20 protein-coding genes are annotated in these 24,228 nt (G+C 70.3%); 5 read left to right on the top strand and 15 right to left on the bottom strand.

The window, feature by feature from the left end:
• Positions 1-1,680 (bottom strand): rhamnogalacturonan lyase B N-terminal domain-containing protein, encoded by a 1,680-nt coding sequence (locus ACH45E_RS24310; RefSeq protein WP_361451755.1) that lies wholly within the window; start codon positions 1,678-1,680, stop codon positions 1-3.
• Positions 1,681-1,911: 231 nt separating this feature from the next.
• Between ACH45E_RS24310 and ACH45E_RS24305 the strand changes: the two genes are divergently transcribed.
• Both ACH45E_RS24305 and ACH45E_RS24300 read left to right on the top strand, forming a co-directional pair.
• Positions 1,912-2,925 (top strand): rhamnogalacturonan acetylesterase, encoded by a 1,014-nt coding sequence (locus tag ACH45E_RS24305; RefSeq protein WP_361451900.1) that lies wholly within the window; start codon positions 1,912-1,914, stop codon positions 2,923-2,925.
• A 66-nt stretch (positions 2,926-2,991) separates the two neighbouring features.
• Positions 2,992-4,713 carry a DUF2264 domain-containing protein gene (locus ACH45E_RS24300; protein WP_361451758.1) on the top strand — a complete coding sequence of 574 codons (1,722 nt, stop codon included), beginning with the start codon at positions 2,992-2,994 and terminating at the stop codon, positions 4,711-4,713.
• On the opposite strand, the gene ACH45E_RS24295 is transcribed toward ACH45E_RS24300, so the two are convergent.
• The gene (locus ACH45E_RS24295) at positions 4,658-6,037 is read right to left on the bottom strand and encodes a hypothetical protein (protein ID WP_361451761.1); all 1,380 of its coding nucleotides are present in this window, start codon (positions 6,035-6,037) and stop codon (positions 4,658-4,660) included. The two genes, ACH45E_RS24300 and ACH45E_RS24295, sit on opposite strands and share 56 nt — an antisense overlap.
• Positions 6,038-6,117: 80 nt before the next feature.
• Between ACH45E_RS24295 and ACH45E_RS24290 the strand changes: the two genes are divergently transcribed.
• The 3 genes from ACH45E_RS24290 to ACH45E_RS24280 all read left to right on the top strand — a co-directional run bounded on the left by ACH45E_RS24290 (position 6,118) and on the right by ACH45E_RS24280 (position 7,794).
• A complete protein-coding gene (locus ACH45E_RS24290) occupies positions 6,118-6,486 on the top strand; it encodes a VOC family protein (protein ID WP_361451764.1) in 369 nt (122 codons plus the stop codon).
• Positions 6,487-6,559: 73 nt separating this feature from the next.
• Entirely contained in the window at positions 6,560-7,042 is a 483-nt protein-coding gene (locus ACH45E_RS24285; protein ID WP_361451767.1) for a hypothetical protein, read from the top strand.
• Positions 7,039-7,794, top strand: coding sequence for an isocitrate lyase/phosphoenolpyruvate mutase family protein (locus ACH45E_RS24280; RefSeq protein ID WP_361451770.1), 756 nt, complete (start codon positions 7,039-7,041; stop codon positions 7,792-7,794). Before ACH45E_RS24285 ends, ACH45E_RS24280 begins: the two co-directional genes overlap by 4 nt.
• A gap of 8 nt (positions 7,795-7,802) precedes the next feature.
• Here ACH45E_RS24280 and ACH45E_RS24275 read toward each other — a convergent pair whose 3' ends face one another.
• The 13 genes from ACH45E_RS24275 to ACH45E_RS24215 all read right to left on the bottom strand — a co-directional run bounded on the left by ACH45E_RS24275 (position 7,803) and on the right by ACH45E_RS24215 (position 24,132).
• A complete protein-coding gene (locus ACH45E_RS24275) occupies positions 7,803-8,489 on the bottom strand; it encodes an alpha/beta fold hydrolase (protein WP_361451773.1) in 687 nt (228 codons plus the stop codon).
• Positions 8,482-9,066 carry a TetR-like C-terminal domain-containing protein gene (locus tag ACH45E_RS24270; protein ID WP_361451776.1) on the bottom strand — a complete coding sequence of 195 codons (585 nt, stop codon included), beginning with the start codon at positions 9,064-9,066 and terminating at the stop codon, positions 8,482-8,484. The genes ACH45E_RS24275 and ACH45E_RS24270 overlap by 8 nt, the downstream gene beginning before the upstream one ends.
• A gap of 63 nt (positions 9,067-9,129) precedes the next feature.
• Entirely contained in the window at positions 9,130-10,458 is a 1,329-nt protein-coding gene (locus ACH45E_RS24265) for a jacalin-like lectin (RefSeq protein WP_361451779.1), read from the bottom strand.
• A gap of 112 nt (positions 10,459-10,570) precedes the next feature.
• On the bottom strand, positions 10,571-11,377 hold the full coding sequence (locus ACH45E_RS24260) for an ABC-2 family transporter protein (protein ID WP_361451782.1): 807 nt from the start codon (positions 11,375-11,377) through the stop codon (positions 10,571-10,573).
• On the bottom strand, positions 11,377-12,180 hold the full coding sequence (locus ACH45E_RS24255; protein ID WP_361451785.1) for an ABC-2 family transporter protein: 804 nt from the start codon (positions 12,178-12,180) through the stop codon (positions 11,377-11,379). The genes ACH45E_RS24260 and ACH45E_RS24255 overlap by 1 nt, the downstream gene beginning before the upstream one ends.
• A complete protein-coding gene (locus ACH45E_RS24250) occupies positions 12,180-13,190 on the bottom strand; it encodes an ATP-binding cassette domain-containing protein (RefSeq protein WP_399041461.1) in 1,011 nt (336 codons plus the stop codon). The genes ACH45E_RS24255 and ACH45E_RS24250 overlap by 1 nt, the downstream gene beginning before the upstream one ends.
• Positions 13,191-13,363: 173 nt before the next feature.
• The gene (locus ACH45E_RS24245; RefSeq protein ID WP_361451791.1) at positions 13,364-16,255 is read right to left on the bottom strand and encodes a glycoside hydrolase family 2 TIM barrel-domain containing protein; all 2,892 of its coding nucleotides are present in this window, start codon (positions 16,253-16,255) and stop codon (positions 13,364-13,366) included.
• 40 nt (positions 16,256-16,295) lie between these two features.
• The gene (locus ACH45E_RS24240; protein WP_361451794.1) at positions 16,296-17,162 is read right to left on the bottom strand and encodes a carbohydrate ABC transporter permease; all 867 of its coding nucleotides are present in this window, start codon (positions 17,160-17,162) and stop codon (positions 16,296-16,298) included.
• Entirely contained in the window at positions 17,159-18,130 is a 972-nt protein-coding gene (locus ACH45E_RS24235) for a sugar ABC transporter permease (RefSeq protein WP_361451797.1), read from the bottom strand. The genes ACH45E_RS24240 and ACH45E_RS24235 overlap by 4 nt, the downstream gene beginning before the upstream one ends.
• Positions 18,131-18,159: 29 nt before the next feature.
• Entirely contained in the window at positions 18,160-19,425 is a 1,266-nt protein-coding gene (locus tag ACH45E_RS24230; RefSeq protein ID WP_361451800.1) for an extracellular solute-binding protein, read from the bottom strand.
• A gap of 234 nt (positions 19,426-19,659) precedes the next feature.
• On the bottom strand, positions 19,660-21,504 hold the full coding sequence (locus tag ACH45E_RS24225; protein ID WP_361451903.1) for a glycoside hydrolase: 1,845 nt from the start codon (positions 21,502-21,504) through the stop codon (positions 19,660-19,662).
• Between the two features lie 11 nt (positions 21,505-21,515).
• On the bottom strand, positions 21,516-22,760 hold the full coding sequence (locus ACH45E_RS24220; RefSeq protein WP_361451803.1) for an ROK family transcriptional regulator: 1,245 nt from the start codon (positions 22,758-22,760) through the stop codon (positions 21,516-21,518).
• Between the two features lie 127 nt (positions 22,761-22,887).
• On the bottom strand, positions 22,888-24,132 hold the full coding sequence (locus ACH45E_RS24215) for an FAD-binding protein (RefSeq protein ID WP_361451806.1): 1,245 nt from the start codon (positions 24,130-24,132) through the stop codon (positions 22,888-22,890).
• Between the last annotated feature and the right edge of the window lie 96 nt (positions 24,133-24,228).

The following is a 24,228-nucleotide window of genomic DNA, read 5'->3' as shown; positions in this document are numbered from 1 at the left end:
TCACGCCAGCAGATCGACGGCGTCGACCGACGTGCCCGCGCTGAGATAGGACGTCGTCCCCGAACCGCTCACCACGTAGATCTTCAGGGTGTTGTAGGCGCTGGTGTCCGTCTTCCAGGCGGACGCCGGGACGCTGTAGCTGAAGGTGTAATTGTTGCCGCGGTACGAACCCACGGTCAGCGACCGGGTACTCGGCTGGCTGGGCGGGGAGGGGATGGCGGAGGTCCAGGCGTCGTTGACGACGACCTGGGGGCGGCCGTTGGCATACGCCGTCGTGACGCCGATGCGCAGGGTGTGCGCGGCGGCGGCCTGGGCGGCCGTCAGCTTGAAGTAGACGATGATGCCGCTGTTGACGTCCTTCCAGAGGTAGCAGGGGAACGCCGAGGTCTCCGTGCCGCTGCCGATGACGACGTTGCCGGTCCAGGAGGCGGCACGGACGTCGGACGGATGCGCGTACGTCATCAGGTCCGCGTTCTTGAAGCCGCCCGGGGTGCCGTTCCAGTCGCCGATCCGCCAGATGGCGGTGGCGTTGCCCGGGTCGTTGGAGGACGGGACCGCGATGGTGTTCAGGGTCGTCGTCGCGCCGGCGGACACCGTCACCGATGTGCTGTACACAGCCAGCTCGCCTTTGTAGACAGTCAGTGTGTACGCACCCGGCAGTATGCCGCCGACCGAGAAGTAGCCGTCCGACGCCCGCGCCGAACCCCAGTACTGCGCCGACGGGTTCGCGAGCCCCACCGTGTACGGGTACGCCGTGTTCCGGCCCGAGATGCCGACGCCCGCCACCCGGCCCCGGCCGCTCGCCGGGACGTATCCGGAGATGCCCAGCGAGTCCGCCCACGAGGTGGTGAGGGTGCCCGGGAACAGTGACGAGGAGGGCGCCCCGCCGTCCGTGAAGGCGATGACGTACGGGCCCTGGAGGCCGTAGCGCTCGGCCTCCGTCTGGTTCTCGCCGTAGTACAGGATCTCGTACAGGCCGCCGCCGTCCGCGCTCTGGTGGCGCAGCAGCGAGCGGTAGAACGGGCCGCCGGAGGCCTTCTCGTGGTTGCTGCGGACGATCCAGAGGCCGACGCCGCCGGCGCTCCAGCCGACGTAGTCGTAGTCCATCACCCGCTGCTTCGAGTAGTGCTTGGACCGCGTCTGCCCGTCGGACTTGGCGAACACGTCCGAGGCCTCGACGGTGCTGGTGGTGTAGGTGTAGGAGTCGGGCTCGTCGTTGAGGAAGAGGCCCGCCTTGACGCGCACGATGTACCGGGTGGCGCTGACCGAGGAGTCCGCCTTGTTGGTCCACAGGTAGATGTTGTTCTCGCCGCTGCGGGCCGCGTAGTAGTGCTTCAGCGTGCCGTAGGCGACGGAGACCAGGATCGTCGTCCCCGACTGCTTGATGGTCACCGTGGACGTGCCGAGGCCGGATTCCACGTGTGAGTTCTTGCCGCCGTAGCCCTGGTACTCCGTGCCTCGGTAGACCAGCGAGGTCAGGTCGCCATTGGTCTTGCTGACCTTGAAGACCAGGTTGGCGCCGGTGTCGACGACGTAGTTCGAGCCGTCGTCGCTGTAGCCGAAGCCCGCCGCGGACGCGGAGGCCGCGAGCGGTCCGGCGAGGGCGGCCGAACCGGCGGCCGCGGCCGCGCCGAGGACGAAGGTACGGCGTCCGACCGGGCTGTTCACGGACTCGGGCATGGGGGTGCCTCCTTCGGAGATGTGGGGGTGCGGGTGTCAGGCAGGGTGACAGTTGAATCGATTTCGCGAAAGGGCTTTCACCGATAGGCGCTTGGCAGTCATGTGAAAAGCCCCCAGGGACTAGAAAGCGCTTGTGGAGCGCGGTACGGTCCAGCCGCCAGGTATGTCGCCGTGACGGAGGAGCCAGGAGTGAGACGTTTCACCGGTGTGCGTACGGCCGCGCTGGCGGCGATGACGCTGACGGCCGTCCTGTCGGCCGCGCCCGCCCACGCCCACGACCGGCGGCCACCCCTCGGCCTCGACCACTGCACCGCCACCGCCTGCCACTTCGACGTCCCGCCCGGCACCTACGACGTGCGGGTGGTCCTCGGCGGCGACACGGCGTCCAGCACCGCCGTCACCGGCGAGACCCGGCGCTCCCTGCTCCCCGAGACCGCCGTCGCCGCCGGCAAGCACGTCACCCGCAGGTTCACCGTGAACGTCCGCACCCCCGAGGGCGAGCCGACCGGCGCCGACGGAACCCCCGGGCTGGACCTGGCACTCGGCGGCTCGGCACCCGCCCTGGCCGGCATCAGGGTCACCCCCGCCCGGCACATCCGCCAGATCCTCCTCGTCGGCGACTCCACGGTCTGCGACCAGCCCGCCGACCCGTACTCCGGCTGGGGCCAGCAGCTCCCGCAGTACCTCGGCAAGGGCCTGTCCGTCGCCAACTACGCGGACTCCGGCGAAAGTACCGTCACGTACCTGCAGAACCCCCAACTGTGGGGCACGGTCCAGCCGTTGATCCGCCCCGGCGACCTGGTGCTGATCCAGTTGGCCCACAACGACAAGACGACGGATGAGACGACGTACCGGGGGAACCTGGAGACACTGGTGGCGGGTGTGCGCGAGAAGGGCGGTGAACCGGTCCTCGTCACCCCGATCGTGCGCCGCTGGTTCAACGCCGACGGCACCCTGAACAACGACACGGCCCTCCTGGTCAACGGGCTCGGCGTCAACCACCCGGAGGTGATCCGCCAGGTCGCCGCCGCCGAGGACGTCCCGCTGATCGACCTCACCGCGAAGACCAAGGCGCTGGTGGAGTCGCTGGGCGTGGAGGGCTCCAAGGCGCTGTACCTGTACAACGAGAAGAAGGACAACACGCACACCTCCGCGCACGGTGCCACGGTCTACGCCGGCCTGGTCCGCGACGAACTCCTCGCCCAGCACCTGGTCCCCAAGGGCAAGGTGCGGGTGGGACAGTGACCCTGGGGCGCCCCGACCGGAACCGGGGCGTCCCAGGCCCCCTCCCCGGGCCCTGGAAGGAACCTGATGCACCTGCCCGCCGACGACCGCGCCCTCAGCCCCCGCACCGGTTACACCCGTGCGCACTGGGAGGCCGCCGCCGACGCCCTGCTCGCCGCCGTGGAGCCGTACGCCACCCCCGACCGCGCGCTGTACCACCTGCCCGGCGAGCGCCAGAGCTGGTCGGGCCGTCTCTCCGACGGCCTGGAGGGGTACGCCCGCACCCTCCTGCTGGCCGCCTTCCGCCGTGACGAGACCGCGCTCGGCCGCTACGCCGAGGGCCTCGCCGCGGGCACCGCGGGCGTCTGGCCCCGCATCGAGGACCGCGGCCAGCCCCTGGTCGAGGCCGCCTCGATCGCGCTCGCGCTGCGCCTGACCCGCCCGCTGCTGTGGGACCGCCTGGACGACGCCGTACGGCAGCGGGCCGCGGACTGGCTCGCCGGCGCGCTCACCGCCGAACCCTGGCCGTGCAACTGGGAGTTGTTCCCCGTCACCGTGGGCGGCTTCCTCGCGGAGATCGGTCACGAGCCCGACGCCGCCCGCAAGGCCGTCGACCACGGTCTGGAGCGCATCGAGCAGTGGTACGTCGGGGACGGCTGGTACACCGACGGCGACGGCCGCAAGTTCGACTACTACAACGGCTGGGCCATGCACCTCTACCCGGTGCTGCACGCCTGGCTCGCCGACGACCCCGGCCTGCTCGACCTCTACGGCGGCCGCCTCGAAACCCATCTCGCCGACTACGCCCGCCTGTTCGGCGCCGACGGTGCCCCGATGCACCAGGGCCGCTCCCTCACCTACCGCTTCGCGACGACGGCCCCGCTGTGGCTGGGCGCGCTCACGGGCCGTACCCCGCTGGCGCCGGGGGAGACACGGCGGCTGGCGTCGGGAGCGCTGAAGTACTTCCTGGACCGGGGAGCGGCCGACGACCGGGATCTGCTGAGCCTCGGCTGGCACGGCCCCGACGAGGCGGTCCTCCAGGGCTATTCGGGACCCGCGTCGCCGTACTGGGCGAGCAAGGGCTTCCTCGGCCTGCTGCTGCCCCCGGACCACGAGGTGTGGACGGCGGCCGAGGAGCCGGGCCCGGCGGAGCGCGCGGACGCGGTCACCCCGGTCGCCGCCCCCAACTGGCTGCTCCAGTCCACGCGTTCGGACGGCCTGGTCCGCCTGCACAACCACGGCAGCGAGGACGTCCGCTACGACCCGTACTACACACGGCTCGCCTACTCCACCGTGACGGCGCCCGCCGGCTCCGACAGCGACTTCCCGGACAACAGCGTGATCGTCGGCGGCGACGCGAGCCGTACGGACATCGTGCCGCTGGGCGTCGGGGACGGCTGGGCCGCCTCCCGGCACACCGTCCGCGACGGGGTCACGGTGACCAGCCTGGTGGTGGCCGAGGGAGCCGCCGAGGTGCGGGCGCACCTGGTGGCGGGCGCGGCCCCCGGCACGCCGGTGCGGGTGACGGGCTGGGCGGCACCGGAGGGTGTACGGGTCGAACTCACCGCCTCCGTAGGGCTGTCGGAGGACCTCGAGGGCGTGACGGGCGAGGAGGCGACCCTCTTCGTCGCCCTGGCCCGCCTCAGTGCCGAGCTGGAACCCCCGCACCTCACGGGACTGGTCACCGTGGAGGCGCGGGGGAGTCATGAGCTGGTGGTCCACTGGGCGGCGGGCCCGTCGAGGGTCTTCCGGTTCACGGCGTCAGACGGGCGATCCGCAGGCTCGTCGTGGTCGGTGACGCCCCGGTGAGCCTGGTGCTGTAGGACGGGGTGACGGGCGCGTAGGCCCAGGTGAGCGTCCCGTCCTTGAGGACCGCGACGTCCCCGGTGATCCGGGCGCTCACCACCTTGTCCGCGGACACGAACTTACCGTTCCAGTCGACGAGACGCAGATGCGTGCCGGTGAACGTGCCGGTGCAGGTGCCGGCGGCGCACTTGGCGTTCTTCAGCGACTCCCAGGACAGCAGCAGCTTGTCCTTGCCGTACGGGGCGAGGTGCACGTTCACGTGCTCGGTGCCCTTGGTGTCCGTCAGGTAGAGCGCCTTGCCGGGGCCGGAGTCGCGGTTCTTGAGGAAGGCGATCGCCACCTGGTGGGTGGACGTCTTCGGCGTGACCGTCCAGCCGCGTCCGCTGGAGTCGTCCGGGTTCTTCTTCGCCGAGGCGGCACCCCGGGAGGCGAAGGCGGTGGCGTAGCGTCCGGTCGAGGACTTCACCAGATCGCCGGTACGGCCGGGGAAGGTACCACCGCAGTACCCCGCCCAGCACTGCTCGCGCTGCACCACCGGCGCCACGTCCGGGGCGCCTATCCCGGTGGAGACGAACAGGCCCGAACGCCAGTCGTCGAAGCAGAGGGAGGTGAAGGCGCCGGAGGACTCCGCGTGCAGCGCGATGCCCTCGTTGTGGCTGCACCCCCAGCTCCAGCCGCCGCTCAGCTTGGCGCCCTTGGCACTGACGTACGACAGCTTGTCGCCGTAGTGCCCGTCGGCGAAGCCCCCGGCCCCGTGCACCACGAAGTAGGCACCGTACTTGGTGCCGTTCCAGGTCAGCTGGCCGTCCAGCAACGGGGCGGTGTCGTGGGAGGCGGTACCGGTGAGCTTCCTCGACCAGATCTTCGCGCCGCCCTTGTAGCGGACGATCGCCGCGGCCGTGTCGTGCCACTTGTTGGTGTCGGCGACACGGGTGAGCAGCGCGAAGCCGTCGTTGTGCGCGACCAGTCCGCCGACCTCCTTGGCACCCTTGACGACCGTGTCCGCACCCGAGCGCGCCCCGGCCGAGGTCAGCGGGGTGACGTGGATGCCGTCCGAGGCGGGCCAGGCCACGCGCAGGGTGCCGTCGGGCGCGACCGCGGTGGCGGTACGGTTCCATTCCCGGGTGTCGTTGTAACCCGCCGACAGGTAGGGGTACTTGGCCGGCAGGCTGACCTTCGTGCTGGTGACGGTGAGGGCGGTCGTCGCCGCCCCGGCGGTCGCGTACCACGCCCCGGCGAGCAGCCCGGCCGCCGCCAGTATGCCGATCGCGGGCTTGCGGGCCGCGCGGACCCGGCGGTGACGTGTCGTGCGTCGTGCGGATGTCATGCCCCCAGGTCGCCGCCGGACCCGGGAAGGTTGCCGAAATTCCGTCACACTTTTCTCGGACGTCCACAAGAATCACACCCATGACTTCCAAGATCCGTCACATCACGGTCGACTGCGCCGACGCCTACGCCGTCGCGGCCTTCTGGTCCCAGGTGCTGGACCTGCCCCTGCACGAGGACGACCACCCGGGCGACCCGGAGGCGCTGATCGAGGGCGCGGGCCTGCTCTTCGTCACCGTGCCGGAGGCCAAGACCGTCAAGAACCGCGTCCACCTGGACCTCCAGCCGCAGGACCGCACCCGTGACGAGGAGGTCGAGCGGCTGCTCGCCCTCGGCGCCACGCTGGTCGCCGACCACCGCAGGCCGGACGGCACGGGCTGGGCGCTCCTGGCCGACCCGGAGGGCAACGAGTTCTGCGTGGAGCGCAGCGCGGGGGAACGCGCCCAGTAGGACCGGCCCGGCGTGGACACCTGGCGCGGACACTTCGGCTGCGACCGAAGCGATCCGCGCCTAGCGTCGAAGCATGACCGACACCGCACCTGTCACTACGTCCGTCACCGCACCCGACACACCGGCCCGGCACGTCACCGCCATGGTCGACCACGTGCTCGCCCTGGCCGCCACCTGGACCGCCTGGGACGGCACCCCCGCTCACATCGACGACCGCGTCTACACCCCGCACAAGGCGATCCGCCGGGTGGCCGACCACCTGATCGACCACCTGGCGGAACTGGAGTCCCGGCTGGCGGGTGCCCAGCCCCAGCCCGACCACTGGCACGCCTCCACCGTCACCACCGCCGCCGACCTCGCGCCCTTCACCGCCGAGGACCTCGACGAGGCCCGCAGCCGCCTCACCCGCCTCGCCCGCATCTGGGCCCACCGCCTGGACGCACTGACCGGCGAGCAGCTCGACGCCTCGCCCGGCGAGGGCTGGAGCTTCCGCGAACTCGCCCACCACCTGAACGGGTCCACGTACTACGCCGACGCCGTGGGAGACCTGTCGTGACGGCGTTCGCCGCACTGCACCGCCCGGGCGAGCCCCTGCTCCTGCCCAACGCCTGGGACCATGCCTCGGCGGCGGCCCTCGCGGCCCAGGGCTACGCGGCCATCGGTACGACCAGCCTCGCCGTCGCGGCGGCGGCGGGACTGCCCGACGGTGCCGCCGCGACCCGCGAGGAGACCCTGCGGCTCGCCCTGGCCCTCGGCGCCGGGCCGTTCCTGCTGTCCGTGGACGCGGAGGGCGGCTTCAGCGACGACCCGGACGAGGTGGGGGAGTTGGCGCGCGAGCTGTGGGCCTGCGGCGCCGTCGGGATCAACCTGGAGGACGGCAACGGCCCGGCCGACCGGCACGCGGCGAAGATCGCGGCGGCCAAGTCGGCCGCGCCCGGCCTGTTCGTGAACGCACGCACGGACACGTACTGGCTGGCCGACGGGGAAGGCACGCTGCCCCGCCTGGACGCCTACCGACAGGCCGGTGCCGACGGCGTGTTCGTCCCCGGCCTGACCGACCCGACGCGGATCACCGCCCTGGTCCGGCACCTCGACGTCCCCCTCAACATCCTCTACTCACCGTCCGGGCCCACCGTCGCCCACCTCGCCGAACTCGGGGTGAGCCGGATCAGCCTCGGCTCCCTGCTCTACCGCCGCGCGCTGGGCGCCGCGCTGGACGCGATGGCCGACATCGCCGGCGGGCGCACACCGCCGGGCACGACGCCCTCGTACGACGCCGTACAGGCGCTGGTGCGCCGGCCGAGCTGACCGCGCCTTCAGCGGGGCGGCATCAGCGTTTCGGTGACCCGGTCGGCGAACGCCACGGGATGTTCGAGGGCGCCGAGGTGCCCGCCGGGGAACTCGGTGAGGTTCCCGCCGGTCCGCTCGGCCACCGACGCGGCGGTGTCGTACAGGACTTGGCCCCGGGAATCGGCCCCGGCGGCCACCGTGAGGCGGCCGGGGGAGGCGGTGAAAGCCGGCGCGTACGCGGAGAACGGCTCCAGGACGTGGGCGAGGAACACGGCCATGGGCCCCTCGGCCGACGCCTGTCCCGCCCGCGACCCCTCGATCAGCCGGGCCCGTTGCTCCGTACCGTCCGGCAGCAGCGTCACGCACGGCGGCTCGTGCGCCACCACGTGCCGCAGCCGCCCGGGGTGCCGGGCGAGCAGGTCGAGGGCCGCGATCCCGCCGGAGCTGGTCCCGAGGACGTACGCCGACTCGCCCGCCGCGAGCACCTCCTCCAGCACCGCGGCCGCCCCGTCGCTCCAGTCCGCCGGCCGCTGGTCGGCGACCGGGCAGCCGAGCCGTCCGTGGGCGAGGCCGAGCGGGTCGTACGTCACCACCGTGAACCGCTCGGCCAGCCGTTCGGTGACCGGGCCGAGGCCCATCGGATGACCGGCCCCGCCGGGGACGACGAGCAGGACGGGCCCGCTGCCGGTGACGTCGTAGTGCGGCTCAGCCATGGCTGTTCCCCTCCCGCGGCCAGTGCGCGAGGGCGACGTGCAGGGCGTCGATCGCCCTGTCCCAGGAGGCCTTTACGTCACGGGAGGCGCCGAAGCCGCCGGTGGACTCCAGGGCGCAGTAGCCGTGGAAGGTGCTGCGCAGCAGGCGTACGGCGTCGGTGAGGTCGGGCTCGTCGAGGCCGTAGGCGCGCAGCATGCCGTAGGTGACCTCGGCGGTGCGGCGCATGGCGGGGGAGTCGGCGACGAGGTCCTGGTCGACGCGGATCTGGGTGGCGGCGTACCGGCCGGGCCGTTCGAGGGCGTACTCCCGGTACGCCCCCGCGAAGGCGGCCAGCGCCTCCTTCCCGGCCCGGCCGGCCACGGCCGCCGCGATCCGGTCGACCAGCTCGCCGCCCGCGAACAGCGCGAGCCGGGTGCGCAGGTCCTGCAGATTCCTGACGTGCGAGTACAGGCTCGCGTCCTTCACGCCGAAGCGGCGGGCCAGCGCGGACAGGGTGACGTTCTCGAACCCCGCCTCGTCGGCGAGCTCGGCCGCGGCCGCCACCAGGCGGTCGGCGGTGAGTCCGACGCGAGCCATACCACACCTCCTAGGTTGCCTAGGTGTGATCCTAGGGCATCTAGGTTCAGTGGCTCAGCGGGTTCAGTCGATCGGCGCGTACAGGACGCCCAGCTTGTCGATCTCGTCGCCGGAGCGGCCGGTGAAGCCGGCGATCTGCCAGCCGGACGGGGCCGTGAACGTGGTGGCGTCGGTGGTCGCCGTGCCGGAGGAGAGGCTGCGGCCCTTGTCGGTCGTGAACGCGGCCGAGAAGATCCGGGTGCGGCCGTCCTTCTGGCCCTCGGTCAGCTTCACCGAGGTGAGGTGCTCGCCGGAGGCGAGGGTCAGGGAGGCCGCCGTGCCGCCCGTACCGCCGTGGGACAGGACCGTACCGCCGTCGTGGGTCAGGGACACCGCGTCCAGGCGGGTGCCGCCGCGCAGGGTCAGGGTGCGGGGGGAGACGGCGGACGGCAGGTCGTCGGCGTCGTTGAAGGCCGTGCCGTGCGGACCGCCGAAGAAGTCACTGGCCCGCAGCCTGGAGCTGAGGGTGTACGAGAAGCCGACGGTGTGCGGGAAGTGGTCGGAGAGGTTGCCGCCGGAGGAGTCCAGGAAGGACGCCCATTCGTCGTTGTAGCGGGTCGCGTTCAGGGACACCAGGGGGCTGCTCCGGTAGAGGACCTTGTCGACGACCTCGCAGTCGTTCGTCGGGGCCGAGGTCGGGCACACCAGCGGGTCCGCGCCCTGCGCCGGGGCCGTGCCGCCCTTGACCAGCTTCACCCAGGCGTCCGTGAGCCCGTTGTCGTCCACGAGCGTGCGGATGTTGTCGCCGGTGCGCGTGTAACGGGTGTTCGTGTCACCCATGACGATGACGGCGTTGCCGGCCGAGTTGGCCTGGATGAAGGCGGAGAGCTGCGCGATGTTGGCGCGGCGGGCGGCGAGCGCGTCGTCGGTGTCGTCCGCGTTGGGGTGCGCGTTGTAGAGGTCGACGTAGACACCCTCGGCCAGCCGCACCCGGGCGAGCGTGAAGCCCTTCGGGGTCAGGCAGTTGGTGCCCGTGCAGGCGTTCCACTTGACCCGCTCGAAGTCGTCGAAGGGGTAGCGGGACAGGGTGTTGAGACCGTCACCGAAGGCCGCGCCACCGCTGGTCGCGGTGCGGTAGGGGTGGTCGTCGCCCGCGTACAGGGCCGCGTGGTAGTTGAAGTCCTCCTGGACGTTCACGATGTCGTACGGCGCCAGCCTGGGCGAGATCAGGGGTGTGTTGGTCGCCGGGTGGCTCGAGCTCAGGCCCTCGGGGAGGCCCGCGACGTTGTACGTCAGCACGTTGAACGTGCCCGACGCGGCGGCGGAGTCCGCCTGGGCCGGAGCCGCTGCCGTGGCCGAGAGCCCGGCCAGGGCGAGCGTGCCGGCTACGAGGGTGCCGATGAGTCTTCTCATGGTGGGGGTGTCTCCGCTCGGGGGAGAGTGGGAGGAAGATGAACGATGCTCAGGTTGATGCCAACGGCGGTGACGCACAAGGCCTGTTGGGGAAACTGTGAATGATCGACCGTCATCCGTTCACCCCCGTGTAGTGATCGAGGCTCCACCGCCACAGCACCCTGGACAGCAGGTACGCGACCGCACCGACCAGTGGTGACGCGGCCGCCAGCCAGTACGGGGCCCCTGCGTGGTGGCCGTGGCCCGTGAGGACCGCCGCCGGGAAGTAGGCGACGAACGCCAGCGGCAGGCCGAACGTCAGGAAGCCGCCCACCGCCTTCGGCAGGACGTTCAGCGGGTAGCTGCCGAAAGTGCCGAGCAGCTCCTCCAGCCAGCGGCCCCAGTAGTCGGCGGCCGGGAAGCGCAGCGAGGCGCAGGCCACCACCGTGAACAGGGCCGCCTCCAGCAGCATCCCGCCGAGCACGGCGGCGACCAGGTACGCGATCCGGCCGGCCGTCCAGTCGAGGTCACTGCGGCTCAGCGCGCCCACCATCAGACCCGACGCCACCGTCAGGTCGCCGATCGCGTTGGTCGGGAAGTACTGCAGCTGGACCTGGCGGTGGACCGGCATGGGACGCAGCAGGTACCCGTCGATCTTCCCCTCCTGGATGAACCGGCCCAGACCGTGCACCCGGCCCAGGAACAGCACGAACAGACCGTGCGCCAGCATCCGCGTCGCCGGGATGAGCAGGACGTCGCTGCTGTCCCAGCCGCCCATCCCGGTGAACCGGGTCAGCAGCACCGTCGCGAAGACGATCACCGCCACCTGCCAGACCGCACCGATCGCGATCATCATCAGGAACTCGGAGCGGTACTCCAGCTGGGCGCGGAAGTTGAGGCGCGTGATGCGCCAGGCGATCCGGACGGCGTTCACGCTCATCAGCCTCCTTGCGAGACGACACGGCGGCCGGCCCGCCGCCACAGGAACCGGGTCAGGAACCGCAGGGCCACCACCCAGCCGGCCTGGACGGCGAGCTGGGCGCCCGCGTCCGCCAGCGGGATACGGCCCACGTACAGCGAGAGCGGCACGCTCAGCGTGGCCTGGAAGGGCAGGAAGCCGCTCATCGCGATGAACCAGTGCGGGAAGAACCACAGCGGCGCGTACACGCCGGCCAGCAGGTTCTGCGCGAAGATCAGGATCAGCATGGCGGCGCCGTTGCGCAGCGTCCAGAAACACAGCTGGTCGATGACGAGCATGATGTAGTACAGGACCCACTGGCCCAGCAGCAGGCTCAGCGCGAACACCCCGGCGACGGCCGCCGACTCGGGCGGCTCCACCACCCCGGCCGCCAGACAGACCAGGTATCCGGTCGACGCCCAGGCCAGCCCGTACAGCTGCTCGCCCAGGGCCCGCATCGCGTAGTAGCGCTGGGGCGGCAGCGGGCGCAGGTACCAGTAGACGATGGTGCCGAAGTGCATGTGCTGCATCACGGTGTCCCGGCCCGCGTACTGGTCCAGTTCCCGCAGCCGGGAGGCGAGGACGGCCAGGACGGCGTAGGTGACCGCCTGCCCGCGGTCGAGGCCCGCGGTGGTGCCGGTCTGCGCGTACAGACCGCGCCAGAGGGACGCCACGAGCACCACCTGCACGGTGAGCCGGAGCAGGGCTCCGGTGATCCGCGGCGGGGTGAGCAGCTCGCCGAGCGGGGTGACGCGGGCAGCGCGCCAGCCGTGCAGGACGGCCATCACACCGTCTCCGTCTCGAAGTCGGCGTGCGACGCGTACGCCGCCCGCATCACGTCCTCGAGGTCCGCTTCGTCGATCGCGATGTCGGTGATCTCGTACCGTTCGACGACCAGCTTCAGCGCCTGGTGGACGGCCGGGGCGTCCGCGCCGTCCGGGCCGAACACCACCTGCGCTCCCTCACGGCGCACCAGCGCGATCCCCGGCAGCGGCTCGGCCACGGCGTGCGGGTCGGCGAGCGTCGCCCGCACCTGCCAGGTCGAGCCGAACGTGCGGCGGATCTCGTCGAGAGTGCCGTCGAGCATCAGCCGCCCGTGGTTGATCAGCACCACGCGCTCGGCCAGCCGCTCGACCTCCGTCATGTCGTGGGTGGTCAGCAGGACCGTGCGGCCGCGCTCCTCGACCTGGTTGCGCAGGAACTCCCGCACCTGCTCCTTCACCACCACGTCCATGCCGATGGTCGGCTCGTCCAGGAACACCACCGGCGGGTCGTGCAGCAGCGCCGCCGCGAGGTCGCAGCGCACCCGCTGCCCCAGGGAGAGGTGACGCACCCGGGTGTCCCAGAACGAGGACAGCTCCAGCAGCTCGTCGAACTCCCTCAGCCGGGCAGCGTGTTCGGCCTGCGGCACCTCGTAGATGTCCCGCAGGATCGCGAAGGACTCGCGCACCGGCAGGTCCCACCACAACTGGGTGCGCTGCCCGAACACCGCCCCGATGTTGCGGGCGTTGCGCTCGCGTTCCTCGTACGGCACCACGCCCGCGACGCGCGCCTCGCCGGCGGTCGGGGTGAGGATGCCGGTCAGCATCTTGATGGCGGTGGACTTGCCCGCGCCGTTCGGGCCGAGCAGGGCGAGGAGTTCACCCGGGGCCACGTCGAAGGAGATGTCGGAGACGGCGTGCTTGGCGACCCGCTCGGGGTTGACCAGGGACCTGAGGGCGCCCGCGAAACCGGGGCGGCGGACGGTGGTGTGGAAGGTGCGGGAGAGACCGCGAACCTCGATGTTACCGGTCACATTCATGGCCAGAGATGTCTCCTTCGACGGCGAGGGCGGGCGGGGTGGGTGGGACGGAAAGCGGAACGGGACAAGCCCACACCCGCGTACGTCACCGGCGCCACTCCTTTTACGGGGCGCCTTGTCGTACGCGGGTGCGTGGGATCGTGTTTTTCAGGAACCGTGCCGGGCCGTCAGGCCCCCGTCGCCCGTCCGGACCGCGAGAAGACGAACGAGAACTCGGCGGGCTCGGCGAGCAGGTAGTACTGCGGCAGCGGGCCGGGACCGCAGGACGCGGAGCCGATGCCGTGCTGGCCGTGGTCGAGGTGGACCCACACCGTCTCACCCGGGGTGAGGTCGGTGCGGTGGGTCGCGGCGTCCAGCTGCTCGGTGGTCCAGCGCCGGGCGCTGAAGAAGAACTCCGGGTCGCCCTCGATGTGCAGTCCGCCGAGTTCCGCCCAGCGGACGTCGGCGCGGGCGCCGTTCTCCTGCGGACGTACATACGGTGTCTGCATACCGTCGACCGTCGACTGCCAGCGCCCGACCATCGACGCCGCCCGGGTGTCCGGGTACGCCTCGCCGGGGCCGCCGCCGAACCACGTCACCGCGTCGGTGTCCGCGCCGGTCAGCCCGAAGCGGATGCCGAGCCGGGGCAGCGGCGCCGTCCAGTCGCCTTCCGGCGTCACGGACACGGTCAGCTGTAGACGATCTCCGTCGGACGTCCATCGGTATACCGTCGACAGCCCCACCTCCCAGGCGGCCGGTGCCACCCGGGTCCGCACGGTGAGCGAGTCCTCGCCGGTCTCCACCCCGTCCAGGCGGTGCCGCACGCGGTGCAGGCCGAGCTTGCGCCACACCTCGGCGTGGCGGATGTCGGTCTGCCAGGCCGCGCCGTCGTCGTTGTCGGTGGTCGCCCGCCACACGTCGAGACGCAGACCGGTGACCTCCACCCCGCCCACCGAACGCAGCGCCCCGGTGCGGGCGTCGAAGGTGCCGGGGCCCAGCGTGATGACCCCGTCGCCGAGCACGGGCCGGCCGGTGGCGGCGACGGACGGCGCCTGCCGGGCGGAGACGGCGAACTGTCCCCAGCCCACCACATGGCCCTTCGGCCCCCACGCCGTGTCGGCGGCGAGCGACGCCCGTACCGTCCACTGCGTCTCACCGCTTCCGGCCACGGGCGGCTCCGGCAGCTTCACGTCGGCCGACTCGCCGGCGGCGAGCACCGGCATGGACAGCGGGCCCGACTCGACCGTCTCGCCGTCCACCTGGAACGACCACTCGAAGGCCAGCGCGGACAGGTCGGCGTAGTCGTGCTTGTTGGTGATCCGCACGGTCCCGTTGGCGAGGTCGCCCTCGATCCGGACCGGTTCGATCACCTTCTTGTACTCGATCAGACCGGGGGTGGGCTGCCGGTCGGGGAAGATCAGCCCGTCGCAGACGAAGTTGCCGTCGTGCAGTTCCTCGCCGAAGTCGCCGCCGTACGCGAAGCCGTACCGCTCGTCCTTGACGCCGTGGTCGATCCACTCCCAGATGAAGCCGCCCTGGAGCCGGTCGTACGCCTCGAAGATCCGCTGGTAGTCGGCGATGCCGCCGGGGCCGTTGCCCATGGCGTGGCCGTACTCGCAGAGGATGAAGGGGAGTTCGCGGCGCTTGTGGGTGCCGCCGTCCAGGTCCTTGCCGATCTCCTCGACCTCGGCGTGACTGGCGTACATGCGTGAGTACATGTCCGTGTCACGGCAGTTGATGTCGCCCTCGTAGTGCACGAGCCGCGAGGAGTCCCGGCCGTGGATCCACTCGGCCATGGCGGTCAGGCCGCGGCCGGTGCCCGCTTCGTTGCCCAGCGACCAGATGACCACCGACGGGTGGTTCTTGTCGCGCTCGACCATGCGGGCGGCGCGGTCCAGCAGCGCCGGGGTCCAGCGGTCGTCGTCGACGGGGTTGTCCCGCCACTCCTGCTCGGTGAACCCGTGCGTCTCCAGGTCGCACTCGTCGATCACCCACAGCCCGTACTCGTCGCACAGGTCGAGGAAGGCCGGGTGCGGCGGGTAGTGGGAGGTGCGGACGGCGTTGATGTTGTGCCGCTTCATCAGCAGCACGTCCTCGCGCATGGTCTCCAGGTCGAGGGCGCGGCCCTTCTCCGGGTGCCATTCGTGCCGGTTGACGCCCTTGAACAGGACGGCCTTTCCGTTGACCTTGATCAGGCCGCCGTCCAGTTCGACGGTGCGGAAGCCGATGCGCAGCGGCACGCGCTCGCCCTCGGTGACCAGGACACCGTCGTACAGCTTCGGCGTCTCCGCCGTCCATGCCTCGACCGGCACCGTCACCGGCTCGCCGGTCGCGACATCGATGTCCAGGGCGGGCACGGTCACCCGCCCGTCGACATCGGAGTCGACGCGCAGGGTGCCCTCGCCCGTGGTGTGGTCGTAGGAGGCGTGCACGAAGAAGTCGAGGACGGAGCCCGCCGGGCGGTGCAGCAGCGTCACGTCACGGAAGATGCCCGGCAGCCACCACTGGTCCTGGTCCTCCAGGTAGGAACCCGCCGACCACTGGTGGACCCGGACGGCCAGTACGTTGCCGGCGGGCTTCAGCAGATGGCCGACCGCGAACTCGTGCGGCAGCCGGGAACCCTTGAACTCGCCGATGTCCGTGCCGTTCAGCCAGACCCGGGCGCAGGACTCGACGCCGTCGAAGCGGATCACCGCTCCGCCGTCCTGAAGGTCCCAGCCCTCGGGGAGGTCGAAGTACCGGAGGTGGTCACCGGTGGGGTTCTCGGTCGGGACCCGGGGCGGGTCGACCGGGAAGGGGTAGAGGTGGTTGGTGTAGATGGGCAGGCCGAACGCGCCGTCGCCCTGGAGCACCCAGTGACCCGGGACCGTGACCTCGGCCCAGCCCTCGGCGGCGTACCCCTCCTCGGCGAACGAGTCGTCCTCGGCGTCGGCGGTCGGCGACACACGAAGCCGCCAGCCGCCGTTCAGGGAAAGTGACTTCGCATCCGAGGAGGCGTACCAGGCGCGGGGCGGAAGAGCCCCGCTGCCGGGCGACACGTCCTCGACGTAGTCGATGGCCGTGGTAGTGCGGAAAGACATCGGTCTCCAGGTCTTCAGAGGCAGGTCGGGACGGCGGGCGTCAGCCCTTGATGCCGGTCTGCGCGATCCCCTGCACCAGCCAGCGCTGGAGGAAGAGGAACACGAACAGCAGGGGCAGGATGGAGATGGCGGTGGCCATGAAGATGAGGTGGAAGTTGACGGTCTGGTTGGTCATGAAGGACGAGAGCGCGACCTGGACCGTCCAGGAGCTCGGGTCCTGAGCCATGACCAGCGGCCACAAGAAGGCGTTCCACGCGCTGATGAACGTGATCGTGGCCATCGCCGCGAAGAAGTTCAGCGAGTTGGGTACGACGATCCGCCAGTACGCGCCCCAGTAGCCGAGCCCGTCCACGCGTGCCGCCTCCTCCAGCTCCTTCGGGAACCCGAGGAAGTACTGCCGGAAAAGGAAGCAGGTGAAACCACTGAACAGGCCCGGGATGATCAGACCGCGGTAGGTATCCACCCAGCCGAGGGACGAGACCAGCACGAAGCTGGGCACGAAGGTGACGGCCGTGGGGACCATCAGGGTCGCCAGGACCAGGTAGAAGACCTTGTTGGCGTGCCTGTAGGGGATGCGGGCCAGGCCGTAGCCGGCCAGGGAGCACACCAGGAGGGTGCCGAAGGTGGTCAGGACGCCGATGACCAGCGAGTTCACCATGGACTTGCCGAACTCGACCGTCGGGTCGTCGAACAGCTCGGTGATGTTGCCCCACTGGAAGGAGGGGAGCAGCTTCCAGTTCTCGCCGGTGATCTCCGGGTCCGTGGAGAGGGCGTTGCGGACGATCAGGTAGAAGGGGATCAGGAAGAACAGGGCGGCGACGCTGACGGCGACGTACAGGCCCGTGTTGCCGAGGACGCCCCGGCCCTTGTTGCGCTGCTTGCCGGCCTGAGGTGCGGTGGTGGTCACTTGGACTCGTCCCCCCTTCCGAAGCCCATGAACTTGCCCTGCAGCAGGGTCACGAGGCAGATGAGCAGGGACAGGATGACCGCGCCCGCGCTGCCGGCGCCGTAGTCCTGGCTCGTGCCGAGAGCTGATTTGTAGAGCACCATGAGCGGTGTCTGGGCCCAGGTCGCCTTCTGCCCGATGAGGTTGAAGAACTCGTCGAACGCCTGGTAGGCGGCGATCAGCAGCAGCAGGATCACCGCGGTCGAGGTGGCCCGCAGCTGGGGCAGCGTGATGTGCCGGAAGGTCTGCCAGCCCGGCTTGGCGCCGTCGATGGCGGCGGCCTCGTACAGCTCCGCCGGGATGTTCTGCAGCGCCGCCAGGAACAGGATCATGTAGAAGCCGGCCTGGATCCACAGCCGCAGTGAAACGATGACCACCCAGTACCAGGGCGGGCTCGGGTCGGACAGGTAGGCGATGTTGTCGACGCCGAACCAGCCGAGGAAGGTGTTCATCAGACCGAAGCGGACACCGGTGAAGATGGACATCTTCCAGATCAGCGCGGCGGCGACGTAGGAGACGGCGGTCGGCAGGAAGAACACCGACCGGAAGAAGGCCCGCATGAACCGCAGCCGGTGCACCAGCAGCGCGAGCCCCAGCGACAGCGCCCACGTCGTCGGCACGATGAACGCGGCGAACACGGTGAACGTCACCAGCGAGTCGGGGAAGTCGCTGTTGGTGAGGATCTGCTTGTAATTGTCGAAGCCGATGAAGTTGCTCGGCGTGACGGTGTACCGCGCGTCGAAGAAGCTGAGCCAGACGCTCCAGACGATCGGCACGAAGACGAAGATCACCAGGCCGATGAGGAAGGGCCCGGTGAAGAGCCAGAAGTTGAACGTCGGGTTGCCCCGCAGGCCCCGCCCCGGCCGGGCCTTGGAGGCCTTGGCCGGGGCGGGGGTCCGGGCGACCCCGAGCTTGGTGGTGGTCGACATGTCGTGGTCCGTTCGTGGTCCGCTCGGGCCTAACCGAACAGCTTCTTCAGCTCGACCTTGACCTTCTTGTCACAGGTGTCGAGCGCGGCCTCCGGGTTGCCGTTCTTACGGACGGACGAGGCGATCACGTCGGTGAACGCGGTCTGCATGGTCTGGTCCCAGGCGATGTTGTCGAAGTGACCGAAGTCGGTGAAGAGCTTCACGCCCTCAGCCGGCAGACCGGACTTGAGCTTGGTGGCCTGGGCGGCGATCGAGGCGCGCGGCGGGATGTGGAAGCCGTAGGACAGCGCCCAGTCCTCCTGGTACTGCTTCTGGTCGATCCACAGCCACTTCACGTACTCCTTGGCCGCGTCGACGTCCTTGCCCTTGGCGTTGACGAAGACCGACCAGCCGCCGTTGTAGACCGACTGCTTGCCGGCGCTGCCGATCTTCGGGAACGGGAAGATGCCGAGGTCGTCGCCGAGCGTCTTCTGCATCACCGGCATGGACCACATGCCGCCCCACTGGATGGCACACAGGCCCTGGTCGAGAGCGGACGGGTCCCACCAGTCGGTCGGGGCGTCCAGCAGCACGTGACCGCTCGTGAACAGGGTCCGGAGCTTCTTCAGGCCCTCGACGACGCCGTCCGTGTGGTAGGCGATCTGGTTCTTCTCGTCGAGGGTGTTGGCGCCGGCCGAGAAGATCAGGGCGTTCTGGATCGCGCTGAAGTCGTTGCCGAGGTAGACGCCCTTGACCTTGTTGGTGGTGAGCTTGGCGGCGGCCTCGAGCAGCTCGTCGAGCGTGGTCGGGACGTCGACCTTGGCCTTCTCCAGCATCGACTTGCGGTAGTAGAAGAACTGCGGGTCGTCGATCATCCGGATGCCGTAGATCTTGCCGTCGACCGTGTGCGACTTGATGTCGTTCTGGTTGAAGTCGTCCTTGACCGGGTCGATGAGGTCGGTCAGGTCGGCCACCTGGCCGCTCTTGACCATCTGCAGCTGCGGGTGGAACTCGAAGACGTCGGGGGCCTTCTTGGTGAGCAGGGCGGCGAAGAGCGCGGACTCGAAGTTGTTGCCCGTGACCCAGTTGGTGCTGACGTTGGCCTTCTTGTAGGCCGCCGCGTACCGCTTGATGGCCTGCTCGGTGCCCGCCTCGCCGTACGCGTGGAAGTACTGCACGAGCTGCTTGCCCGAGCCGCTCCCGCCTCCACGGCCGTTGTTGCCGCCGCACGCGGCCAGCGTGCCTGCAGCGGCCAGGCCCGCGGCGGCCCTGAAGATCGAACGGCGGTCCCAGTTGCTGCTGCTCATTGCCGACATGCTGACGTCCTTGTCTCGAAGTGCGGCTGCGGCTCTACGGCTCAGCGCGATGTGGCTCAAAAGCTGTTGTTGCGGTGCCGGACGTTAACCTTCGGCTAAGGCTTCGGCAAGGGGTTGGACGAAGTCTGTTCGAAGCGTTGTGTCTGGTTCGGAATCGCGAACAAGGGTGAAGGGCAGTGCGGTTGAGGGCCGCCGGGTCGGGGGGCTGGCCGGCGGCCCTCGGTCGGGGGGTGGCTAGGCCCTGTTCCAGACCTCGTTGGAGCCGCCGTTGCAGCTGTAGAGGACCACCTTGCTGCCGTCGGCGGTCGCCTGTCCGCTGACGTCCAGGCACTTGCCCGACGCCTTGCTCAGGATCTGGCCGTTGGCGTTCAGCAGCCAGCGCTGGCTCGCGTCACCGGTGTAGGCGGCCGATGCCGTCAGACCGGCGCTCCCGGCCGTCAGATAGCCGTTCGGGCCCTTCAGGGCGCCCCTGGCGTCGTACGACCACGACTGCCCGGCCTCGCCGGTGCAGGTGCTGATCGCGGCCCCGGTGGAGTTCGCCGTCAGGCACTTGCCGGACTGCTTGCCCTGCCAGGCGCCGGTCACGGCCGATTCGGCGTGCCCCTTCTGGTCGAAGACGTACGTCGTCACGGACCGGGCGGCGAGCGTGGTGGACACCGTGCCGTCACTGACGGCCGGCTTGGCGACGTCCGCCCAGTCCTCGGTGGCCGAGGTGCGGACGGCCTCCCTGGCCCGCTTGGGTGCCTTGTTGTTGAAGTGCAGGTTCAGGGCGGTGTCGGTGGTGTTGTGGTTGTTGACCACGACGACCCACTTGCCGTCCCGGTCGTACGACGACACCTCCACGCCGGCCGGCGCCCCGGTCACGTTGTGGGCGACCGAGCCCGGCTTCACGAACTTGCTGTACTGGCCGAGCGCGTAGTACCGCTTGGTGAAGTACAGCGTCTGGTTGCCGTTCGTCGCGTAGTCGGGGTCGTAGTAGATCAGGCCGTCGTTCCAGCCCTCGTCGTTCCTCGCGGACGGGTCGCTGCCGTACCCGCTCGCGAGCGCCACCCACCACTGGAACGCCGAGTCGTGGGAGCTCGCGAAGTCCTTGTAGACGATCCGGGACATCAGCAGGGCGTTGTCGATGGTCGGGTCGTACTCCTGGTTCCAGCCCGTCGAGCCCTTGCCGAAGCAGCAGATCTCGGTGGCCCAGGACTTCGTGCCGACCGACTTCGCCGTCTCGTAGACGTTGCCGAGCTGGCCGTCGCTGGGGTTGTTGTACGTGTGGTGGGCGAGCGCCGACACGTACTGCGCGGTGTCCGGCTGCGATATCCACTGCGGGAGCTCGGAGGTGAACTGCGTCGTCTTGCTGGACTCGTCCGCGATGATGCCGGTCTTCTGGTGCCGTGCCCTCTGCTCGGCGCCCAGCGCGCGCACGATGTCGTCACGCTGGTCGACCGGTACCGGCATGCCTTCCTGGCCGCAGTCCGCGAAGCTGTTGTCCGGCTCGTTGAAGGGGCTGATGTAGTCCAGCCGGGCACCCGTGCGGGCGAAGTGGTCGGTGACGTCGGCGACGTACTTGGCGAAGTCCGACTCGTTCTCCGCCTTCAACTGGCCGCCGCAGCTCTGCCCGTTCGTCGTCCACTGGGCGGGCGCGCTGTTGACGAAGCCGATCAGGTCCTCGACGCCGTACTTCGCGGCGTAGTCGAGGAACGTCCGGCCGCCCTTGTCCTTGCTCCAGTCGTAGCTGCCGTCGGACTTCAGGAAGTCCTCGGCGGCCCGGGCCGGCGTGGTGACGGCGACACCGCCACCGCCGATGTTGTAGCGGTACGAACTCAGGTCCAGCCCTTTGGAGGAGAACAGGAGCTTCGCCACCCGGGCCTGGACCTTGGGCGAGAAGTGCTGCAGGTCGTTGACCCACCAGGCGCCCGACGCACCGATGTCGTCGATCGTCTGGGCGGCGTGTGGGGAGACTTCGGCCGCCGTGGGGGTGGCGGCCGAGGAGGGCGGAGCGGATATCAGGGGTCCCGCGACGGCGAGCGCCGCCGCGGCGGTCAGAAGAACCGGTCTGCTGCGATGGGGGTGAGGCATGTGCATCCCTTCCGTCGTCATGAAGGTGGTGCGGTACGGCTCCTTGCGGGGGTGGTGCGTTTAGCGGTCCTCTGTCCCACCGACTGCAGGGCACCCTCCAGCGCGAACGTCGCCGCGCCCAGGCATGCCGGATCGGTGGGAATGGGGGAGAGGACGATCTCGGTGGCGGCGAACGGCCGCTTCAGCGCGTGCCGTGCGACGGCCTCGCGCACTTCGTGCAGCAGCGGTTCGCCGAGCCTGCGGGCGACCCAGCTGCTGAGCACGACCACTTCGGGGTTGAGGACGTTGACCAGGTTGGCGATGCCCGCGCCGATGTAACGGGCCGTCTCTCTCACGACCTTGAGGGCTACGGGATCGCTCGCCTCCACGCCGCGGGCCAGCGCGTCGATGGTGGCGGTCTGGTCCTCGGGGTGCAGCAGCGGGCTCTGCGGGCTCAGCTCCCGCAGGTTCAGCATGATGCCGGGCGCGCCGACGTAGGCCTCCACACAGCCGTGGTTGCCGCAGCGGCACAGCCGCCCGTCCAGGACGAGCGTGGTGTGGCCCCACTCGCCGGCGCTGTTGCTCACTCCCCGGTACAGCCCGCCATGGAGCGCGAGCCCCGCGCCGACGCCGGTCCCGAGGTTGACCACCACCGTGTCCCCGCGCCCGCGTGCCGCCCCGAACCACATCTCGGCGACCGCGCCGGCGCGCAGCGGATTGTCCAGGTAGAGGGGGTAGGCGATGACCTCGGACAGCAGGTCGAGCAGGGGTACGTCGTGCCAGTCCCAGTTGGGCGCGTACTCCGAGACGCCGGTGTCCCGGTCCACCTGCCCCGGCACGCTCACCCCGACGCCGAGCACCCGCGCGCCCTCGATGCCGGCCTGCGCGACCACGGAGCCGACGGCGGCGGCGACATGGCTGACCACCTGCGCCGGCAGGCTCTCGCCGGGGCGCATGTCCTCGTCGGCGCGGGCGAGCACGTTCAGCGCGAGGTCGAACAGCTCCACATGGACGTACGTCTCCGCGATGTCCACGCCGATCAGCGCGCCCCCGGACGCGTTGACGGCCACGAGACCCCGAGGGCGGCCGCCCGCGGAGTCCTCGAACCCGACCTCGGTGATCATCCGCAGCTCGAGCAGCTCACCGACGAGCGTGGCGACCGTGGCCAGGCTCAGCCCGGTGGCGGCCGCCAGCTCCTGCCGGGAGGTGGGCGAGTGGGCGATGATCTGGCGCAGCACCTCGTAGCGGTTCGCGGTGCGGATGTCACGTGATGTGCGCTTCACAGGGTTGCCCCCAGTCCCTTCAGCTCAGGCGGCCGGGGCACGTCGGCACCGGCGCGGCGCAAGATTATGGTCTGCGGGGACTTTCGACAAGGGGTTAGGAAAGGGGCTTTATAAAGTCCGCCGCTCTTCAGGTGCCGAGGGCATCCCGCACGAAGGCGTTGGTGAACTTGCCGGTGGGGTCCAGGGAGCGGGCCAGCGCCAGGAAGTCGGCGATGCGTGCATACCGTCGACGGAGATCGTATGCCGACATCGCATACACCTTCCCCCAGTGCGGCCGCGGCTCGAAGGCGTCCAGCACCTCCTCCACCCGCCGCACCACCGGCAGCACCGCCGCCGCGTTCTCGAGCCAGGTGAAGTGGACGGCCACCGAGTCCCGCCCGTGGGCCGGGCTCAGCCACTGCCGGTCGGCGGCGACCGTCCGCACCTCGCACGTCTGCAGTACGGGGGCCACGGTCTGCCGTATCCCGTCGATCGCAGACAGCACATCGAGGGCGGACGACCGCGGCAGCAGATACTCCGACTGCAACTCCGCCCCGCTGCTCGGCGTGAACTCCGCCCGGAAGTGCGGCAACCGCTCGTGCCACGGCCCCGGCACCCCGAACTGCCCGGTGCAGTTCTCCGCCGGCATGCCCGGCACCGGATGCAGTGCCACGGTCGCCGGCGTGGCCCACGGGAAGTCCACCGGCGCCTGGTCGGTGCGCCGCTTTACCCACACCTGCCGGAATCCCGCCGCCCGGGCGTCGGTGAACAGGCTCACGCTGTACGCGGCCCCCGCCACCGCCTCGAAGTCCAGCCCGTCCAGCGGCAGTTCCGTGAACAGGTGCTGTTCCACCTCGTACGCCGGTTCCAGCTCCAGGGTCAGCGCGGTGACCACGCCCAGCGCTCCCAGGGAGGTCACCGCGCCGTCGAAGCCCTCCTCCCCGCGCGCGAACGTCACCGTCGACCCGTCCGCGACGACCAGCTCCACCGCGCGCACCGCCGCGGCCAGCGGCCCGTTGCCGACCCCGGAGCCGTGCGTGCCGGTCGCCACCGAACCCGCCACCGAGATGTGCGGCAGCGACGCCATGTTGGGCAGGGCGAGGCCGTGCGCGTGGACGGCGCGGGCCAGTTCCGCGTACCGGACGCCGCCCGAGACCCGTACCGTGCGGGCCGCGGTGTCCACGTCGAGCACCGGCGGGAGACCGGCGATCGACAGCAGGACGCCGTCGGGGCCCGGGTCGGCGATCGTGTTGAAGGAGTGCCCGCTGCCCAGCACCCGCACCTTCGTGCTCCCGGCCACCAGGGCCCTCAGCGCGTCGAGCGAGTGCGGACGGTGCAACTCCCTGGCCGTGTAGGTGATGTTGCGCGCCCAGTTGGTGACCGCCTGAGTCATCCCTGCCCCTCCCGGTGACTGCGTGTCCATGACTGCGTGTCCATTGACCCTCTCATTCGCCGCCGCCTACCGTAGAGACCGGTTGCTATCCATGCG

The sequence above is a fragment of the Streptomyces sp. NPDC020299 genome (genome assembly GCF_044387825.1).
Classification (GTDB): Bacteria; Actinomycetota; Actinomycetes; order Streptomycetales; family Streptomycetaceae; genus Streptomyces.
The sequence above is the reverse complement of the archived record's forward strand: the minus strand, read 5'-3'. Positions and strand labels throughout refer to the sequence as shown.

Coding starts and splice junctions, on each gene's coding strand:
- ACH45E_RS24310 (WP_361451755.1), bottom strand. CDS start 1,680: ATGCCCGAGTCCGTGAACAGCCCGGTCGGACGCCGTACCTTCGTCCTC.
- ACH45E_RS24305 (WP_361451900.1), top strand. CDS start 1,912: ATGACGCTGACGGCCGTCCTGTCGGCCGCGCCCGCCCACGCCCACGAC.
- ACH45E_RS24300 (WP_361451758.1), top strand. CDS start 2,992: ATGCACCTGCCCGCCGACGACCGCGCCCTCAGCCCCCGCACCGGTTAC.
- ACH45E_RS24295 (WP_361451761.1), bottom strand. CDS start 6,037: ATGACATCCGCACGACGCACGACACGTCACCGCCGGGTCCGCGCGGCC.
- ACH45E_RS24290 (WP_361451764.1), top strand. CDS start 6,118: ATGACTTCCAAGATCCGTCACATCACGGTCGACTGCGCCGACGCCTAC.
- ACH45E_RS24285 (WP_361451767.1), top strand. CDS start 6,560: ATGACCGACACCGCACCTGTCACTACGTCCGTCACCGCACCCGACACA.
- ACH45E_RS24275 (WP_361451773.1), bottom strand. CDS start 8,489: ATGGCTGAGCCGCACTACGACGTCACCGGCAGCGGGCCCGTCCTGCTC.
- ACH45E_RS24270 (WP_361451776.1), bottom strand. CDS start 9,066: ATGGCTCGCGTCGGACTCACCGCCGACCGCCTGGTGGCGGCCGCGGCC.
- ACH45E_RS24265 (WP_361451779.1), bottom strand. CDS start 10,458: ATGAGAAGACTCATCGGCACCCTCGTAGCCGGCACGCTCGCCCTGGCC.
- ACH45E_RS24260 (WP_361451782.1), bottom strand. CDS start 11,377: ATGAGCGTGAACGCCGTCCGGATCGCCTGGCGCATCACGCGCCTCAAC.
- ACH45E_RS24255 (WP_361451785.1), bottom strand. CDS start 12,180: ATGGCCGTCCTGCACGGCTGGCGCGCTGCCCGCGTCACCCCGCTCGGC.
- ACH45E_RS24245 (WP_361451791.1), bottom strand. CDS start 16,255: ATGTCTTTCCGCACTACCACGGCCATCGACTACGTCGAGGACGTGTCG.
- ACH45E_RS24235 (WP_361451797.1), bottom strand. CDS start 18,130: ATGTCGACCACCACCAAGCTCGGGGTCGCCCGGACCCCCGCCCCGGCC.
- ACH45E_RS24230 (WP_361451800.1), bottom strand. CDS start 19,425: ATGTCGGCAATGAGCAGCAGCAACTGGGACCGCCGTTCGATCTTCAGG.
- ACH45E_RS24225 (WP_361451903.1), bottom strand. CDS start 21,504: ATGCACATGCCTCACCCCCATCGCAGCAGACCGGTTCTTCTGACCGCC.
- ACH45E_RS24215 (WP_361451806.1), bottom strand. CDS start 24,132: ATGACTCAGGCGGTCACCAACTGGGCGCGCAACATCACCTACACGGCC.